Source organism: Candidatus Kinetoplastibacterium crithidii (ex Angomonas deanei ATCC 30255), assembly GCF_000319225.1.
Lineage (GTDB): Bacteria > Pseudomonadota > Gammaproteobacteria > Burkholderiales > Burkholderiaceae_B > Kinetoplastidibacterium > Kinetoplastidibacterium crithidii_B.
The window spans coordinates 253,346-271,383 of the sequence record NC_019815.1 but is presented as its reverse complement, the minus strand read 5'-3'; the positions used below and the strand labels follow the sequence as shown (position 1 = coordinate 271,383).

The following is an 18,038-nucleotide window of genomic DNA, read 5'->3' as shown; positions in this document are numbered from 1 at the left end:
CAATTTTAATTTAAATTACCTTTTTTAATCAAAAACAATTTATTAGACAATTCTTTATACTTATTTATATCATTATCAGAGGTTAAACCTTGCTCTACAAGCAAGTTAATTTCTTTTTTCAAATATTCATGTTCTATTAATAATAAAGCATCTTCCCATTCTTTGACTGGATCTGGTAATAAAACCTCTTTGTGAGTAGCTTGATTACTAATATTAGAAACCATTTTATACAATTCAGAATCTTTTGGTAATGATTCTTGCAATCCCTCTAAAGTTTTAATATTTTTTTCTTGAATAATTAAAATTAGATCCTTTATATATTTTAAATCAGGTTGTTTTTCTAAAATCTCTAATTGTTGAATCCCAACCATGTCATCAATATATTGCAAATTAAATACTATTAGATTCAGTAAATGTTTAGCAAGAGATGGAGCTTTTTGAATATTACGACTTGAATTATAAAGGTTTATTTTTTTTCAATTTCACTATAATTCACATTATTTTCATTCTTAAAATAATGTTTTTGCAAATTATTTGTATTTCTATTGCTAATAGATGATAACAGTCTAATATCATTATTATTAAAATTTAATAAGTTAGCAATTTCTTTCTCAAACTGTATACGAAAAGCATTAAGAGGCATAGAATTTAACAAAGAAAGAGACTCATTCCAGCAAGATACTCTACCTTCTGCCTCTAAAATATTATGTTTTTTCTGCATTTCATTAATAAAAAACTTTGACAAAGAAATAGAATTATCTATTATTTCTTTAAACTTATGAACTCCATATTCTAAAATATAAGAATCAGGATCATAGTTTTCTTTTAAAATTAAGAATCTTATTTCACGATTATCTTTTAATTCTTTTAAACAAATTAATAATGCTCTCCATGCTGCCCTATGACCAGCATCATCACCGTCAAAACTGAAAATTATTTTATCAGTTATTGAAAATAATTTTATTATATGATCAGAACTTATTGAAGTTCCTAGTGTTGCCACTACATTAGTAATACCGTATTGTGTTAGGATAATAACATCTATATATCCCTCAACTACTAATACAAATCCTTGTTTTTTTATATTTTTCCTAGATTCCCACAAACCATATAATTCTTTTCTTTTAGAAAACAATATAGTCTCCGGAGAATTTAAATATTTTGGAAGTCTTCTGTCAATTGTCCTACCTCCAAAACCGATAACATTGCCATAATAATTTCTTATTGGAAACATTATTCTCTGTCTAAATCTATCATATCTCCTTGTTTCGTCTATAACGAGACCCACCTCTTTGAGAGAAGCATCGTTATAATTATCAAAACATTTAGATAAAAAATTAGTCTCAAAACCTGACCAACCAATTCCAAATAATTCTATTGTTTCTTTATGAATTTTCCTTTTTGATAAATAATTCAGAGCATTAGAGGATTTTAACAGATATGAATGATAATATTCTTGAGCTTTGTTCATTATGCTCAACAACTCTCTTTCCTTTTTTTGTTCATTAGACAAAAAATTAGAATTTCTACCTTCTTCTGGAATTGTCACACCAATAGAAGACGCTAGTTGTTTTACTGCATCAGCAAAACTAAGACCAAGATATTCCATTACGAACGTAATGGAATCACCGTGAGCTCCACAACCAAAACAATGATATATTTTTTTTGTTTGACTTACAGTAAAAGAAGGACTTTTTTCCGAATGAAATGGACAAAGACCAACTAAACTAGACCCTGATTTTTTTAATAAAATATAAGAGCCTATAACTTCTACTATATCTAGTCTAAACGATAAATCTTGGATAAAATATTTTGGAATCAAATAAAAACACAGTTTGCTAGTACATACGAGGAGGCAGTTGTTGACTGCGTATACGTTTATAGTGACGTTTCACAGCAGCAGCAAGTTTACGTTTTCTTTCAGCTGTTGGCTTTTCATAGAATTCTCTAGAACGCAACTCTGTCAACAGGCCAGTTTTTTCAACAGTGCGTTTAAAACGACGCATAGCTGATTCAAAAGGTTCATTTTCTTTAAGCTTAACAATAGGCATAGTCAATACTTTAATTTAAAAGAATAATTATAATCAAATTTCACTCTACAGCAACAAAAACTCAATGCTGTAGCATCAATCACCTAATTCTACATTAAAACAATGCTTTTAGACAACTATTTAATCAAGATAAATAGTTCTAGAAATAAATTTTATATAATCTATTTCTAGAATGATTCTATTTTCTAAAACAAATGCCTTAAAACTATAGTTTCATTACGGTCAGGACCAGTAGATACTAAATCTATCGGTACACCAGATACCTCAGCTATTCTTCCTAGATAATGTCTAGCTTCTAATGGTAGCTGGTCAAATTCTCTGATACCAAAGGTTGAAGACTTCCATCCAGGCATTTCTTCATATACAGGCTCTAATCGTGAAACAATTTCAGAGCCATACGGTAATATATCAAGAAATTCATTACCTAATCGATAACCAACACAAATCTTTAAATTCTCGATTCCATCTAAAACATCCAACTTTGTTATACAAAGACCAGAAACACCACTTAATCGCACAGCTCTTTTAAGTGCAGCTGCATCAAACCAACCACAACGTCTAGGCCTTCCAGTAACTGAACCAAATTCCTTACCAACATTAGCAATGTGAGCTCCTAACTCATCATTTAGTTCTGTAGGAAATGGACCAGATCCAACACGAGTAGTATAAGCTTTTGTAATACCTAAAACATAACTTATAGATTGAATACCTACTCCAGAACCAGCAGAAGCTGAACCAGCAATACAATTACTGCTAGTTACGTAAGGATATGTACCGTGGTCAATATCCAATAAAGAGCCCTGCGCTCCTTCAAATAAAAGTTTACCTCCAGATTCTTGCAAAGAATATAAACTATTGGAAACATCAGTAACCATAGGAGCTAAGACATCTGCTATTTTTAGATAGTTATCTAATATCTCATTGAAATCTAAAGTTGAGGTATTAAAGTAATTTTTCAGAATAAAATTATGATATTCTAGTGAGTCTGATAGCTTTTGAAAAAACACATCATAACTAAAAATATCTTGGAGCCTTATAGCTCTACGAGCTATTTTATCTTCATAAGCAGGACCAATACCTCTTCCTGTAGTACCAATTTTTTCATTTCCTTTACTTTGTTCTCTAGCCTGATCAATTGCTACGTGATATGGAAGTATCAAAGGACATATTTCTGAAATTTTTAAACGAGAACGAACATCTATGCCAACAGACTCTAACTCACCTATCTCTTTCAGTAAATTCTCAGGCGATAAAACAACACCATTTCCAATAAAACATGATACATGAGGCCTCATTATCCCAGAAGGAATTAATCTCAGAACAGTTTTATTTCCATTTATCCAAAGAGTATGACCAGCATTGTGACCACCTTGAAATCTTACTACAGCATCAACAGATTCAGTTAGCCAATCTACAATTTTACCTTTGCCTTCGTCACCCCATTGAGTGCCAATTATTACTATATTTTTGCTCATATTAATCAACTTAATAACATAAAAATATTAACTTGAATGATAAACAAATTTATTTATTATTTAATATAAATAAATTTATAAATCATTAATTTGCCATATACCATCAAATAAAACAAGTTTGCGATCAAAAACAAATTCATCTTGAGATGGATAACCCCCTGGTAACATTTGAATTACTATTTGACCATCTTGACGTAAATTTTTTATACAAGTTAATAAATCTTTATCACGGCCCCAAGGAGCTAAAATAGCACTTGGTTTTTCCATAGTAAAAAGACCTCTAGCTAATTTACGTAGATCTAAACTAAAACCTGTCGCAGCTCTAGCGCGACCAAATGCAATGCCAACATTATCATACCTACCACCTTTGACCAGTGTATCACGCCAACCTTCTGCATATAAAGAAAAAGTTACTCCTGAATGGTAGCCATAACCAGAAACATCAGCCAAATCTATTCCCAATTCAACATCATCTTCTAATGAATGAATCAAAATTTGTAAAGCATCAAGAGCTCCTATAATTCCAGGATTAGATGGAAGAGATTTTCTAGCTAAAGAAATAACAGTTTCTGTATCACCATATAAAGAAGATACTATCTTTAAAGACTCTAATGTATCACTTCTTATATTTTTAATGACACCTGATAATTCTAAAATTCCAGCAACATCTTTTTCTTTCAATAAAGAAAGAATCAAATCAACATTAGCAGATGCAGCATGATCTGAATTTATAATGCTACGTATTACACCAGGATGACATAAATCTAGTTTATAAGTACTTATGCCCGCTGTTTTAATAGTATCAATAGCTAGTTGAATTATTTCAAAATCAGCTTCTACTCCAGCATGTCCATATATTTCAGCCCCAATCTGCAACAATTCCCTACTAGATAAAAAATCATTAGGCAGGGCATGAAAAACATTTCCACAATAACACAACCTTGTTATGCCGTCCCTATTTAATAAATGAGCATCAATTCTACTAATTTGTGGAGTCATATCCGCTCTTATGCCTAATGTTCTACCTGATAATTGATCTACAAGTTTACAAGTTTGTAAATTCAGATCACTACCAGTACCAGACAATAAAGAATCTATATATTCTACTAATGGAGGACAAACGAGCTCAAAACCATAAGTCTTGTATAAATCAAGTAATTTATGACGCAATTTCTCAATATGTCTAGCCTCAACTGGCAAAATATCAGCAAGATTTTCAGGTAGTAACCAATTACTCATTAGTTATATTTCCTAAATAAAATTTATTAAATCTATTTCAAATCAATTTTTTTCATAAACTGAAAAAAATCAGAACTTGGGTCTACTACTAATGTATCATCCTTATTAGAAAAAGATTTTTTATAAGCTTCTAGACTCTTATAAAACTTATAAAAATCATGATTTTTACCGAAAGATGAAGCATAAATCGCACTTGCAATAGCATCACCTTCTCCTTTAATCGCTTCTGCTTGAGCATTAGCCTTAGCTAATATTTCTTCACGAGATCTATCTGCCTCTGCTCTAATCTTTTCACTTTCCGCTGCCCCTATAGATCTTAATTCATTAGCAACTTTTGTCCGTTCAGCTTCCATTCTTCTATATACAGATTTAGAAATTTCTGGTGCGAACTCAATTCTACGCAACCTTACATCAACAATTTCAACACCCAATGGTTCTGCTCTAGAAGCTACATTATTAAGAATTTCAGTCATAATTTCACTTCTCTCTACAGAAACAACTTCCTTTACTGTTCTAACGTTAACTGAAGCATTTAAGGCATCTCTAATTTGTGCTTGCAATTTTTCTTGTGCAGCCCTCTCATTACCTTCAAAAGTTACATAAAATAATTTTGGATTAGCTATTCTCCATTTAACAAAAGAGTCAATAGATAAATTCTTTTTTTCAGAAGTCTGAATTCGTTCTGCATCCTTTGACTCAATTGTAAGTATTCTCTTATCAAGAAACTCAATATTTTGAAATGGAGCTGGTAATTTAAAATACAAACCAGGAGAACTAATTTCTCTACTAATTTCACCAAGTGAGAAAACCAGTGCATAACTACGCTCATTTACGACAAACATCGTAGAACAAGCTAATACAAATAAAGCAAAACAACTAGATAGTATTAAAAATATACGTTGCATAAAAAATCTTTTCTATTAGTATAATGAACGATCACGCTTTATCTTATCTGATGATTTATTGATAGTTTTAAAACTATCATTTGAATTATCAATATCATAAAGCTTTTTTTCTACTTTTTCTTCTAATAAATCATTTTTCTTAGTTATAAAAGAATCATTAATTTTATTATTTAATGCGTCTATAGGTAACAATAAAACATTATTATTCTTAGAATCAATCATCAACTTATTAGCCTTAGAAAAAATACTTTCCATAGCCTCTAGATATAAACGAGTCCTTGTTACATCAGGCGCCTTTTCATATTCTTTTAATATACTATAAAAACGAGATGACTCACCTTTAGCTTCTCCTATTACCGTAGCTTTATAGGCCTCTGCTTGTTCTAAATATCTAGAAGATTGACCACTAGCCAATGGTATAACCTGATTTGCATAAGCGTATCCTTCATTAATTTTTCTTTCTCTATCTTGACCTGCCTTCACTGCGTCATCAAAAGCAGCCTGAACTTGTTCTGGCGGCTGAACATTTTGTATAGCAACTGCAGTTATTTGAATGCCAGTATTGTAATTATTTAAAATATTTTGCATGAGTTTCTGAACTTCAAAAGTAACAGCAGTCCTACCTTCATACAAAACAAAATCCATATTTTTCTTACCTACTATTTCTCTCATAGCAGTTTCGGCAGCTTGTTTAACAGACTCATCAGGATCTCTGATTTTAAATAAGTAATTAATAGCTCCATTTGCGCTTAATCGATATTGGACAACAAATTGCATATCTACAATATTTTCATCTGTTGTAAGCATTAAAGATTCAGACAGAACTTTATTTTGAGAATTTCCACGAAAACCTACCTCAAAAGTACGCAAATGAGATAGATTTACCATTTCATGATTTTCAATAGGATACGGCAAATGCCATCTAAAACCTGGTTGTGCTGTTCTATAATATTTTCCAAATCGAGTAATCACAGAAACTTGACCTTCTTTAACTACAAAAAAACTACTAGATAACCAGATAATAGAGGCAAATAAAATAAACAAGCAAAAGAAAATACCAGAATTTTTAAAATTAAAATCTGGTAACTTATCATTACTATTTTTTTTCCGTACTTACCAAAAATATTAGAAAAACGCTTGCTTAAATCATTCCAAACATCATCTAAATCTGGTGGATTACTATTTTTTTTAGACTCATCAGAAAAACCTTTGTTTTTTCCTCGTCCCCAATTAGAATCATCAAAATTAAATATATTAAAAATTCTCAATATCTTGCCCCATTGTATTACTAGCATTAATTATCGCTTCAGTTAAACCATCTACTCCAGTGTTTTTCGCTGCACTCAAAAAAACACTATCAATAGTATTATTTAAACCATATTCTACCCTAGGTTGTACATTAGATAAATCAATCTTATTATAAATCATAATAACTGGTATATCAGATGCTCCTATTTCTTTAATGACATTATTAACATTATCTATTTGTTCTTGGTAATTTTCATTGGAAAAATCAACTACATGAAGCAGCAAATCAGCGCTTATGGCTTCGTGTAGTGTCGCATGAAATGAATCTATCAAATTATGTGGTAAATCACGTATAAAGCCTACTGTATCAGAAATAACAATATCTTTATTAGAAGTGCCTACCCAAATACGACGAGATGTTGTTTCTAATGTTGCAAACAATTGATCAGCAACATAAGTTTTTTCTTTTGTTAATAAATTAAATAATGTAGATTTTCCTGAATTGGTATAACCAACTAAAGAAATTGAAAACACCCTATTACGTTCACGAAGATTTCTCTGAGATACTCTTCTGGATTTTATTTTCTTTAAACGCTCTTTTAAAACCTTAACTTTGCTAGATATAATACGCCGATCCATCTCCAACTGTGATTCACCAGGACCTCTCATCCCAATTCCACCACGCTGACGCTCCAAATGAGTCCATAGCCTAGTTAATCTTGTAGATAAATATTGCAATTGTGCTAACTCAACTTGAAGCTTTCCTTCGTGACTTTTAGCTCTGATGGCGAATATATCTAAGATTAAAGCAACTCTATCAACTACTCTAACTCCCCATCTTAACTCAAGATTTCTTTGTTGCGATGGAGATAAGGAAGTATCAAACAAGACTATTTCTATGGAAAGTTCTGTTATCAAATATGATATTTCTTCTACTTTCCCTGATCCTATAAAAAATTTTTTATCAGGAACATCTCTCTTAACAACTACATGATCTGCTACTAAGGCCCCAGCTGATTGAGCTAGCATAAAGAATTCTTTTAAATTATCATCAAAAAAAACACCGCCTAAATTGACTCCAACTATTAAAGATCTCATATAACAAATTCAAAGTGTTAATAAACAACAAAACAGCATAAAAATTAAAATAATTGTATCTTTTCCAAACTATTCTGCCTCAAAATCTTCCTGGAAACTTATAGCACGAGAAGGGACTACAGTTGATATAGCATGTTTATATACCATCTGTGTTACCGTATTCCTTAATAAAACAACATATTGATCAAATGCTTCTATTTGCCCTTGCAGTTTGATTCCATTAACCAGATATATAGATATTGGCACATGATCTTTACGCAATTTATTTAAAAATGGATCTTGTAGAGTTTGGCCTTTATTATTCATTATTTATGTTCCATATGTTTGTTATAAATGTTTTTTTCTATTATGAGTTAAACTGACATAAAATACGCTAAATTAATAGAAAAACAAACTTGAATTAGACATCTTTCTATTAAAAATCAATAAATATTGACTAAAATTATATCTAACACTAATAAAAATTGAATTCTAAATAAAATTAAGTGTAAATAATATTTTATATAATACAACAACAAATAATTAGTTATGTTTTTTATTACACCTTAACATATATAAATATTTTATATATTCACAAAAGATGTTGTGTATATACATATTCAAATATATCAAAAATCTAAATATATGGATTTTTTGATGATTTAAATTCAATTCGTAACGGTGTACCTTTTAAAGACAACTCTCTCCTGAAAAATGATTCAAGATACCTGATATAAGAACTAGAAATATGTTCGAGAGAATTTCCATGAATTACAATAATAGGAGGATTCTGACCACCTTGATGAGCATAACGCATTTTTGGTCTAATTATATTTTTTTTAGGAGGCGGTTGTTTAGTAATAGCTATTTTAAGTAACTTATTAAGTTTTGGTGTAGATAAATTAGCAAACGAAGAATCATAAGCCTCATTTATAGATAAAAAAATCATTAATATGATATTTTTTTAATGCTGAAATCATATGTAATTTAGCAAATGACAGGAAATGCATTTTTCTTCTAAAAGATTTTTCAAGATTCTTTAATTTTTCTTTTTCTATGGTGTCACATTTATTAAAAGCTATGACAATTGCTTTTCCTGATTCTAAAATAAAGCCAGCCATATGAGCATCTTGATCAGAAATTTCCTCATTTGCATCTATAACTAACAAAACAACATCACTAGATTCTATTGCCTGAATAGTTTTTATTACTGAGAATTTTTCAATATAATTTATCACCCTACTCTTACGACGCATACCTGCCGTATCTACCAATATATATTTCCTATCATCAAACTTGAAATCAACATTTATAGAATCTTTAGTAGTACCTGGCATATCAAAAGCAATTAGCCTCTCTTCTCCTAAAAATGAATTAATTAATGTAGATTTTCCAACATTTGGTTTGCCAATTATAGCCAATTTAATAGAAGAATTTGATTCTACAATTGAATTCTCATCAACATCAGTTTGCGAGAACCCACTTAATGAATCTTCAATTAAATGGTAAATACCATCACCATGAGATGAAGAAATCAAATATGGCTTACCCAAACCTAACTCATAAAATTCATTGCTAAAATTACTTAAGTTCATTCCTTCTGATTTATTAATAGCTAATAATATACGTTTATCGGAAAATTTACGTAATAATTTAGCAATTTCATAATCTTGAGAACATATTCCTGAACGACCATCAAGCAAAAATATAATAATATCAGACTCTAATATAGCTTGATTGGTTTGAGAAGCAATTTTCAAAGAAAATTGATCTTTAGAATGAACATCAAGGCCACCAGTATCAATCACAATAAAATTGTATGATGCAAAATGAGCTTCTCCATAATGTCTATCACGCGTTAAACCTGGAAAATCAGCCACTAATGCATTTTTTGTTTTTGTTAAACGATTAAACAAAGTAGACTTACCTACATTTGCTCTTCCTACTATCGAAACTATTGGTTTATAAGACACGGTAAAAACTTTAAAAAAATGAAAATTAAATATCTATTATGAAAACACCATCTATAGTACTAACTATAATTTGATTTTTGCTAAAAATGACAGAAGATAATATACTGTTCTTGCTAATCTTAAATTTATAAAATATAGAGCCATCATCAGAAGAAATAAAATATAATTGACCAGAAGAATCACCACAAACTATTAACTTATTTTCTACCAAAATAGTTTTAAATTTGCAATTTTTAAAAATTATTTTTTTCCAAATAATACTTCCATTTATAGAATTAAACTTAGCTAATTCTCCTTCATCATTTAAAGCATAAATAAATCCATCGCACATATACATAACACGACATACTGGAAACAGTTTACTCCATTTAACAATAACTGTATTTGTTATATCTAAACAAGTAATATAATTTTTACTATCAGCAAAATAAATATTATTTTTATGTGTTAAAAATGAACCATTAATTCCCAATAAATCATTATTTACATTGCCTAAGAAAACTGGAATTTTCCATTCTATAAAACCAGTATCAATATCAATTGATGAAATACTATTATTTGTGCTATATGTTATAAGAGACTTTTTCAAAGATAACATGGGAGAATAAATAGCAGATGATATTGAAAAAAAATAATTATTCAATGACCAAATTACTTCTCCAGTATTAATATCAAAAGCATGAATAGATAAGTCACAAGTCCTAATTAAGAGAATATTTTTATATATAACTGGTAGAATATTAATTGCATTATTCACAAAAGATAGCCATTTTTGATTGCCATTATTATCAAATACCAGAATATTTCCTTTTTCAGAAACAACTACAACATTAGCAAAATCAACAACTATAGATACTATATTATCAATGGAAATTTTCTTTTGCCATAAACATTTATTGCTAACAACATCTAACTTAGCAATATTTCCATCTAAAGAGGCTACATATATATAATCATCTACTACATTTGAAATTAAATCAATTCTAAAATCAGAGAATAATCTTTTATAAGATAAGCCACCGTTAACATGACGTACTATTTGCTGCTCATTATTATCTATAGCTGAAAAAGACTTATTATGAATACTGAGAAAAAGCAATAAAAAAATAAATTTATATACATTCATATAATTCTAATTACAAGAATCAATTTTTAACTGAATTATTTTAAATAAAGGATCATTTTTATCCATATTATTTAAAGATAATTTCCAATTTTCTATAGCCTTACTCAATTTGCCTTGTGCAAAAAAAACATCACCTCTACTATTATCAAATAAACTCTCAAAAGATTTTGGAGGATTCTTTAAACATTCTAATGCTTTATCATATTCACTCATATTCACAAATACATTAGATAAACGTAGTTTTGCAATATATTGAAATAAGTTATATTTGCTAACATTAGATAACCATATTAATTCATTTTTTGCCTCATCAAATAAAAAATGTTCTTGAAATACATTAGCGGCAATTAATGAAGACAGTTTAGAATATCCATCATTAATATTATTTCTTTTAATTGAACCTAATAACACTCTAATTTTTTCGAGATCAACAGGATGCGTCATAACTGTTTGTTCAAACAATTCAAAATCTTTCATGTTATCAATATTTGTTTTTTTGAAAAAAAAACACTTTATTAACACAATAAAAAAAATAGCTATTGATAAAATTATTAATTTTTGTCTGATTATAAGAAATATTTTATTCATCATAAAATCCAAAATTATTTTTTATTTTATCTTTTAAAAAAGGTATTAGTTGTTCTAGAGGAACTTTTTCTTGATTAACATTATCTTTATGAGATACACGCAATAATTTTATGCTTGCAAAATTATTCTTAACTTCATCTTCTCCAAAAACTATAGCTATAGTAGCATTGCTCAAGTCAGCCATTCTAAACTGACGTTTTAAAGCATCATTTAAACCGCAATGAACTATGACTTTAAATCCTGAATCACGTAATTTTTCTGCATAATTAAACGATAACTTCTGAGCTATTAAACCACGGTGAGTGATATAAATATCACAATCTTTTGTTTTAGACGTACCTTTATAAAAATTCCATAGTTCTATTAACCTTTCAAACCCTATAGCAAAGCCAGCAGCAGGAATATTTTTGCCACCAAGCATACTGAATAAATTATCATATCTACCACCACCACAAACTGTGCTTTGTGAGCCTAATTTATCTGTAGTCCACTCAAAAACTGTCAAATTGTAATAATCCAATCCTCTTACTAATCGATTATTAATGTAATATTGAATATTATTAGACTTTAAAAAACCACATACAGAATCAAAATATTTTAATGAATCATCTGATAGAAAATCTAATAGAACTGGAGCTTCCTCTATTAAAGAACGTACAGTTGGATTTTTACTATCCAAAATTCTCAATGGATTAGAATATAGACGTTTTTTGCTAATATCATCTAAATGATCTATATTTTTTTCAAAAAAATTTAATAATACTTCTTTATAATTCAACCTATCTTGATAAGAACCAAGACAATTAAGTTCTAACTTAATATCTTGAATGTCTAAAATTTTCCATAGTCTAGATACCATTATCATTAATTCAGCATCCAAATCAGGACCATCAAAACCAATAGCTTCTATATCAACTTGATGAAATTGTCTGTATCTCCCTAACTGCGGGCGCTCATGCCTAAAAACAGGGCCAATAGAATACAATCTACGAGGCCTTTCATATAAAATATTATGTTCTATGGCTGCTCTAACTATTCCTGCTGTAATCTCTGGACGTATTGTTAAAGAATCATTATTATAACTATCTCTAAACGAATACATTTCTTTTTCTACTATATCAGTTACCTCACCTATTCCTCTTTGAAACAAACTAGTTTGCTCCAAAACAGGAACTCTAATATTAGAATAGCCATAGCTATGAAGCCAATTTAATAAAATATTTTCTAGACAGACCCAGTCACAACTTCTTGAAGGAAGAATGTCATTCATTCCTCGTATTGCTAAAATTTTTTTAGTATTTGTATTATTTACCATACTTTTTTTCTTAAAAAATAATTCTTGTGAGAATATTAGACACCTTAAATAGTATAATTATCAAACATATTTGAACATTGAAAAACTATTATCTTTTAATGTAAACTTTTCCATAAATAACTACAAAAACAGAATAACATTACCATCTATTCATTATTATCTAATCTTTAAAGAAAATAAAAAGGACTCAAGCTTTGCATAATTACTTAATATTTATCATCAATATATAAAATTATTTTAACATTGCACAAAACTAATATAGTTAAAATTTTTTACATTAAAAAAGATGTTATGATGAAAAAATATTTAAATTTGTGATGAAATTTAAATATTTTCCCATATCATATTTATAGCTTTATAGATTCATGAGTCTTAATCTTAGTAATATTTTTAATACTACCTGCTAATTGACCACATGCTGCATTTATATCATCACCTCGTGTTTTCCTTACTGTCGTAACAATTCCTTGAGAATTTAATATTTTTACAAAAGACAAAATTCTATTTTGTGTAGATCTTTTCAAATTGGAATTAGGAAAAGAGTTAAATGGTATTAAATTTATTTTACATTTAATAGTTCTTACTAATTCAATCAATTCAAATGCATGTTTATCTGAATCATTTATATTATCTAGCATGCAATATTCAAATGTAATAAAATCTCTAGGAGCATAAGACACATAGTTCCGACAAGACTTCATCAGTTCTTGTAATGGATATTTTTTATTTATTGGTATTAATTTATCCCTTAATTCATCATTAGGAGCATGCAAAGAAATAGCCAAAGAAACAGGACAATCATTCACCAACTTATCAATCATAGGAACTATACCTGATGTAGATAAGGTTATTTTTCTTTTTGATAAAGCATATGAATTTTCATCCATCATCAAACGCAAAGCTGGAATAACCTGGCTGTAGTTTAATAAAGGCTCTCCCATTCCCATCATTACTATATTAGTTATTTTAGGAGAGTTGATAATAGATTTATCTAGATTTCCAGAAAAAAAATCATTATTTATATTTTTTTGCGCCCACCATAACTGACCAATAATCTCACTAGTAGTCAAATTACGATTAAATCCTTGTTGCCCAGTAAAACAAAAACTACAATTTACGGCACAACCTGCTTGACTAGATATGCAAAGAGTGTTTCTATTGCTATCAGGTATAAAAACTGTCTCAACTGCATTATCAAAACCAGCATCAAATAACCATTTTCTAGTTCCATCCATAGAAAATTGCTGTGTTTTTAATGGCATCGCTTCTATTTTAGCTATAGTCTTCAAATAATCACGTAATTTCATAGATAGATTAGTCATCTCATCAAAAGAACTAACTTGACGTCTATGAATCCAATTCTTCAATTGAGAAATTCTATAATTGCTATAACAATCGCATTCTTCTAAGATTCTTCTTAAAGACAGCTCATCTATACCCAACAGGTTAATCAGAAAATTATCTTCCATAGAAAATATTATAATTTATGAGAATGGATTTCCATCTCAGAAAAGAAAAAAGCTATTTCATTCTTTGCATTTTCTTCTGAATCAGAACCATGTACAGCATTAGCATCTATACTGTCGGCAAAGTCAGCTCTAATTGTTCCTTTTTTTGCTTTCTTTGGATCAGTATCACCCATAATATTACGATTAATCTGTACAGCATTTTCTCCTTCTAAAACTTGGATAAACACAGGCCCTGAAATCATAAAATTTATCAAATCTCTAAAAAAAGAACGTTCCTTATGCACAGAGTAAAATGATTCTGCCTCACAAGTAGATAATTTATGAAAACGTGAAGCAACTACAGATAAACCATTGTCTTCAAAACGAGATATAATTTTCCCAATACAATTTTTAGACACTGCATCAGGTTTTATTATTGATAAAGTACGTTGAATTGCCATTTTTATTCCTAATTTTTTAATTTTCAATATAAAACAAAAACATACAATAAAATAACAATCTAATTATTTTTGATTTTTATAGTTCTATTAGTTTATCTTTATACTATAAAATAAAAATACATCAAACCAACTATAATTAAAATTATTAAAATATTAGTTAAACCTATATAATATAAGGTCTAATTATTATACACATTTTAAGTTGAAATAAGCATTATCGGAATTATATTCAATGATTACAGAATCAGAAAAAAATATTAAGAATAATATACATAAAAGTTTTGAACCATCAGAAATAGAAAATAAATGGTATAGAGAATGGTATAGAAATGGATGTTTTGAAGAAAAGAATAACTTAGGTAGACTAAATAAACCACAAGATAACTATTCTATACAATTCCCTCCTCCTAATGTGACTGGAACTCTACATATGGGTCATGCTTTTAACCAAACCATAATGGATTGTTTAATAAGATATAATAGGATGTTAGGAAAAAATACTATTTTCGTTCCAGGTACGGATCATGCTGGAATAGCAACACAACTAGTGGTAGAACGACAATTAGAAAAGGAAAATACATCTAAATATGCCATAGGTAAAGAAAGATTTATTAAAGAAATATGGAAATGGAAAGAAAAATCTGGAAATATTATTACTGATCAAATAAAACGCCTTGGAATTTCTGCAAATTGGGATCGTGAATATTTTACAATGGACGAAAACATGTCTATTGGAGTTATAGAGACTTTCATAAGACTCTATGAACAAGGTTTAATATATAGAGGAAAAAAATTAGTCAATTGGGACCCAAAACTTCTTACAGCTGTATCAGATTTAGAAGTTGAAATGGAAGAAGTAGATTCTTTTATGTGGTATATAAAATATAACATAGAAGAACAGAATGAAGACAATTCTAACTATTTAGTTATAGCTACAACTCGCCCAGAAACAATATTTGCAGATAATGCTATATGTGTCCATCCTGATGATGATAGATATAAACATTTAGTAGGAAAAAATGTTTATATTCCTCTTACTAATAGAAAAATTCCAGTTATATCAGATGATTTTGTTGATATAAATTTTGGAACTGGTTGTGTAAAAATAACTGCAGCTCATGATTTCAATGATTACCAGTGTGCAATTAGAAATAATTTGCCATTAATTTCAATTTTTACTAAAGATGCACATCTAAATGAGAATGTTCCTGAAAAATTTCAAGGATTAGAACGCTATCAAGCAAGAGAGTTAGTAATAAAAAATTTAGATAATACAAATTTTTTGATAAAAACTGAACCTCACAAAATTGTCCAGCCAGTGGGAGATAGAACTGGAGTTGTCTTAGAACCTATGTTGACTGATCAATGGTTTGTATCTACTACTAAGTTAGCCCCAGACAGCAGCATAAATCCCGGTAAGAGTCTTTCCGAGATAGCTCTAGAAGTTATAGAAAAAGAAGAAATAAAGTTCTACCCAGATAATTGGAAAAACACTTATAAACAATGGTTAGTAAACATACAAGATTGGTGTATATCAAGACAGCTATGGTGGGGTCATCAAATTCCAGCATGGTATTCAGAAGACGGCCAAATATTTGTAGCTCACAATGAACAAGAAGCTTATCAAAAAGCATCTCTAGCTGGTGTGAAGGGCGTTCTAAAACGAGATGAAGATGTACTAGATACATGGTTTTCTTCTGGATTGATTCCTTTTACTACTATGGGATGGCCTAATGAAACAAGTGATATGCAAAAATATCTACCTTCAAACGTATTAGTAACTGGTTTTGATATTATATTTTTTTGGGTTGCTCGAATGGTAATGCTTACAAAACATATGACTGGAAAAATACCATTCAAAAATATATATGTCCATGGATTAATACGAGATTCTGAAGGCAAGAAAATGAGCAAATCTAAGGGTAATACTTTAGATCCACTAGATCTGATAGATGGCATAGAAATAGAAAGTTTAGTGCAAAAAAGAACTTCAGGCTTATTAAATCCTAAACATGCTGAAAAAATAAAACAACTTACTAAAAAACAGTTTCCAGAAGGCATCAAAGGAGTAGGAACAGATGCATTAAGATTCACAATGTCATCTTATGCAACTTTAGGTCGTGATATAAACTTTGATATAAAGCGATGTGAGGGCTATAGAAACTTCTGTAATAAATTATGGAACGCAACAAGATTTGTATTATTAAATGTAGAAGAGGATTACAAAATATCAAAGAATGATATAGATAATAATACGCACTTTTCTTTTGCTGACCAATGGATTATTTCAAGATTACAAAATACTATTATAGAAGTAAAACATGCATATGATGAATATCGATTTGATAATGTAGCTAACGCTATCTACAAATTTTTTTTGGGATGAGTTTTGTGATTGGTATTTAGAAATAGCAAAAGTACAAATAAAACAATTTTCAGAAAAAGAACAAAGTAGCACTAAAAAAATATTATTGATTGTCTTAGAAGAAGTATTAAGATTAGCACATCCAATTATACCTTTTATTACAGAGGAATTATGGCAAAAAGTATCGTTATTTTTCAATGATTATCATAATAAAAATGTGTTTATAAGTATTTCTACACAAGAATATCCAAAAGAAAACAGAAATAAAATAAATTTAGCAATAGAAAAAGATTTTATTGAACTCAAATCACAAATTGATGCAGTAAGGACACTAAGAGGAGCAATGAATCTATCCCCTGCTGATAAAATTCCTTTATTAGCAAAAGGAAATATTACAAAATTAAAACGCAATTCACCTTATATAATGCATTTTGCAAAGCTAAAAAGTATAGATATAGTAAATGATATCCCTAAATTAGAAGCTCCTGTGCAAATAGTAGGCGAAACATATTTGATGTTAGACATAAAAATAGATATTAATTTGGAATTATTGAGATTAGAAAAAGAACAAAAAAAGCTAATGGAGGAAATTGATAAATGTAATCTAAAATTGCAAAATAGTAATTTTATGAAAAATGCTCCTGAACATATTATAGATCAAGAAAAAAATAGACTAGAAAAATTTCAATTGACTATTAATAATGTTAGCAGTCAAATTGATAAAATAAAAAAACATTATACATAAATTATAAAAGGATTATAATTCT

The 18,038-nt window shown here is 29.0% G+C and carries 13 protein-coding genes and 3 pseudogenes; 1 reads left to right on the top strand and 15 read right to left on the bottom strand.

Annotation, left to right across the window (positions count from 1 at the left end; all coding sequences use genetic code 11):
- Positions 1-5: 5 nt before the first annotated feature.
- From CKCE_RS04000 to ndk, 15 genes and pseudogenes are all read right to left on the bottom strand, one after another.
- A complete protein-coding gene (locus CKCE_RS04000) occupies positions 6-389 on the bottom strand; it encodes a hypothetical protein (RefSeq protein ID WP_225968713.1) in 384 nt (127 codons plus the stop codon).
- Between the two features lie 77 nt (positions 390-466).
- Positions 467-1,822 (bottom strand): DNA primase, encoded by a 1,356-nt coding sequence (dnaG, locus tag CKCE_RS01170; protein WP_015238494.1) that lies wholly within the window; start codon positions 1,820-1,822, stop codon positions 467-469.
- A gap of 16 nt (positions 1,823-1,838) precedes the next feature.
- A complete protein-coding gene (gene rpsU / locus CKCE_RS01165; RefSeq protein ID WP_015238493.1) occupies positions 1,839-2,051 on the bottom strand; it encodes a 30S ribosomal protein S21 in 213 nt (70 codons plus the stop codon).
- Positions 2,052-2,236: 185 nt separating this feature from the next.
- Positions 2,237-3,526 (bottom strand): adenylosuccinate synthase, encoded by a 1,290-nt coding sequence (locus CKCE_RS01160; protein ID WP_015238492.1) that lies wholly within the window; start codon positions 3,524-3,526, stop codon positions 2,237-2,239.
- Positions 3,527-3,601: 75 nt separating this feature from the next.
- Positions 3,602-4,765: an ATP phosphoribosyltransferase regulatory subunit gene (locus tag CKCE_RS01155; protein ID WP_015238491.1), complete on the bottom strand. Its 1,164-nt coding sequence runs from the start codon at positions 4,763-4,765 to the stop codon at positions 3,602-3,604.
- A 32-nt stretch (positions 4,766-4,797) separates the two neighbouring features.
- Complete coding sequence (gene hflC, locus CKCE_RS01150) at positions 4,798-5,670, bottom strand: protease modulator HflC (protein WP_015389113.1); 873 nt, start codon at positions 5,668-5,670, stop codon at positions 4,798-4,800.
- A 15-nt stretch (positions 5,671-5,685) separates the two neighbouring features.
- A pseudogene (gene hflK / locus CKCE_RS01145) lies at positions 5,686-6,941 on the bottom strand (FtsH protease activity modulator HflK).
- Positions 6,925-8,016 carry a GTPase HflX gene (gene hflX / locus CKCE_RS01140; protein ID WP_015238487.1) on the bottom strand — a complete coding sequence of 364 codons (1,092 nt, stop codon included), beginning with the start codon at positions 8,014-8,016 and terminating at the stop codon, positions 6,925-6,927. Before hflX ends, hflK begins: the two are co-directional and overlap by 17 nt.
- 69 nt (positions 8,017-8,085) lie before the next feature.
- Positions 8,086-8,322 carry an RNA chaperone Hfq gene (gene hfq, locus CKCE_RS01135; protein WP_015238486.1) on the bottom strand — a complete coding sequence of 79 codons (237 nt, stop codon included), beginning with the start codon at positions 8,320-8,322 and terminating at the stop codon, positions 8,086-8,088.
- A gap of 310 nt (positions 8,323-8,632) precedes the next feature.
- Positions 8,633-9,968: pseudogene (gene der, locus CKCE_RS01130) on the bottom strand (ribosome biogenesis GTPase Der).
- Positions 9,969-9,993: 25 nt separating this feature from the next.
- Complete coding sequence (locus CKCE_RS01125) at positions 9,994-11,094, bottom strand: outer membrane protein assembly factor BamB family protein (protein ID WP_015238483.1); 1,101 nt, start codon at positions 11,092-11,094, stop codon at positions 9,994-9,996.
- A gap of 6 nt (positions 11,095-11,100) precedes the next feature.
- On the bottom strand, positions 11,101-11,682 hold the full coding sequence (locus tag CKCE_RS01120; protein WP_081581874.1) for a YfgM family protein: 582 nt from the start codon (positions 11,680-11,682) through the stop codon (positions 11,101-11,103).
- Positions 11,675-12,997 carry a histidine--tRNA ligase gene (hisS, locus tag CKCE_RS01115; protein WP_015238481.1) on the bottom strand — a complete coding sequence of 441 codons (1,323 nt, stop codon included), beginning with the start codon at positions 12,995-12,997 and terminating at the stop codon, positions 11,675-11,677. Before hisS ends, CKCE_RS01120 begins: the two co-directional genes overlap by 8 nt.
- Before the next feature lie 347 nt (positions 12,998-13,344).
- Complete coding sequence (gene rlmN / locus CKCE_RS01110; RefSeq protein ID WP_015238480.1) at positions 13,345-14,466, bottom strand: dual-specificity RNA methyltransferase RlmN; 1,122 nt, start codon at positions 14,464-14,466, stop codon at positions 13,345-13,347.
- An 8-nt stretch (positions 14,467-14,474) separates the two neighbouring features.
- Complete coding sequence (gene ndk / locus CKCE_RS01105) at positions 14,475-14,906, bottom strand: nucleoside-diphosphate kinase (protein WP_015238479.1); 432 nt, start codon at positions 14,904-14,906, stop codon at positions 14,475-14,477.
- Between the two features lie 232 nt (positions 14,907-15,138).
- Here ndk and CKCE_RS01100 point away from each other — a divergent pair.
- Positions 15,139-18,016, top strand: a pseudogene (locus tag CKCE_RS01100) (valine--tRNA ligase).
- Positions 18,017-18,038: the final 22 nt, after the last annotated feature.

Bases quoted from the DNA above. Each gene is read 5' to 3' on its own strand.
- rpsU (WP_015238493.1), bottom strand. From the start codon at position 2,051: ATGCCTATTGTTAAGCTTAAAGAAAATGAACCTTTTGAATCAGCTATG.
- CKCE_RS01160 (WP_015238492.1), bottom strand. From the start codon at position 3,526: ATGAGCAAAAATATAGTAATAATTGGCACTCAATGGGGTGACGAAGGC.
- CKCE_RS01155 (WP_015238491.1), bottom strand. From the start codon at position 4,765: ATGAGTAATTGGTTACTACCTGAAAATCTTGCTGATATTTTGCCAGTT.
- hflC (WP_015389113.1), bottom strand. From the start codon at position 5,670: ATGCAACGTATATTTTTAATACTATCTAGTTGTTTTGCTTTATTTGTA.
- hflX (WP_015238487.1), bottom strand. From the start codon at position 8,016: ATGAGATCTTTAATAGTTGGAGTCAATTTAGGCGGTGTTTTTTTTGAT.
- hfq (WP_015238486.1), bottom strand. From the start codon at position 8,322: ATGAATAATAAAGGCCAAACTCTACAAGATCCATTTTTAAATAAATTG.
- CKCE_RS01125 (WP_015238483.1), bottom strand. From the start codon at position 11,094: ATGAATGTATATAAATTTATTTTTTTATTGCTTTTTCTCAGTATTCAT.
- CKCE_RS01120 (WP_081581874.1), bottom strand. From the start codon at position 11,682: ATGAATAAAATATTTCTTATAATCAGACAAAAATTAATAATTTTATCA.
- hisS (WP_015238481.1), bottom strand. From the start codon at position 12,997: ATGGTAAATAATACAAATACTAAAAAAATTTTAGCAATACGAGGAATG.
- rlmN (WP_015238480.1), bottom strand. From the start codon at position 14,466: ATGGAAGATAATTTTCTGATTAACCTGTTGGGTATAGATGAGCTGTCT.
- ndk (WP_015238479.1), bottom strand. From the start codon at position 14,906: ATGGCAATTCAACGTACTTTATCAATAATAAAACCTGATGCAGTGTCT.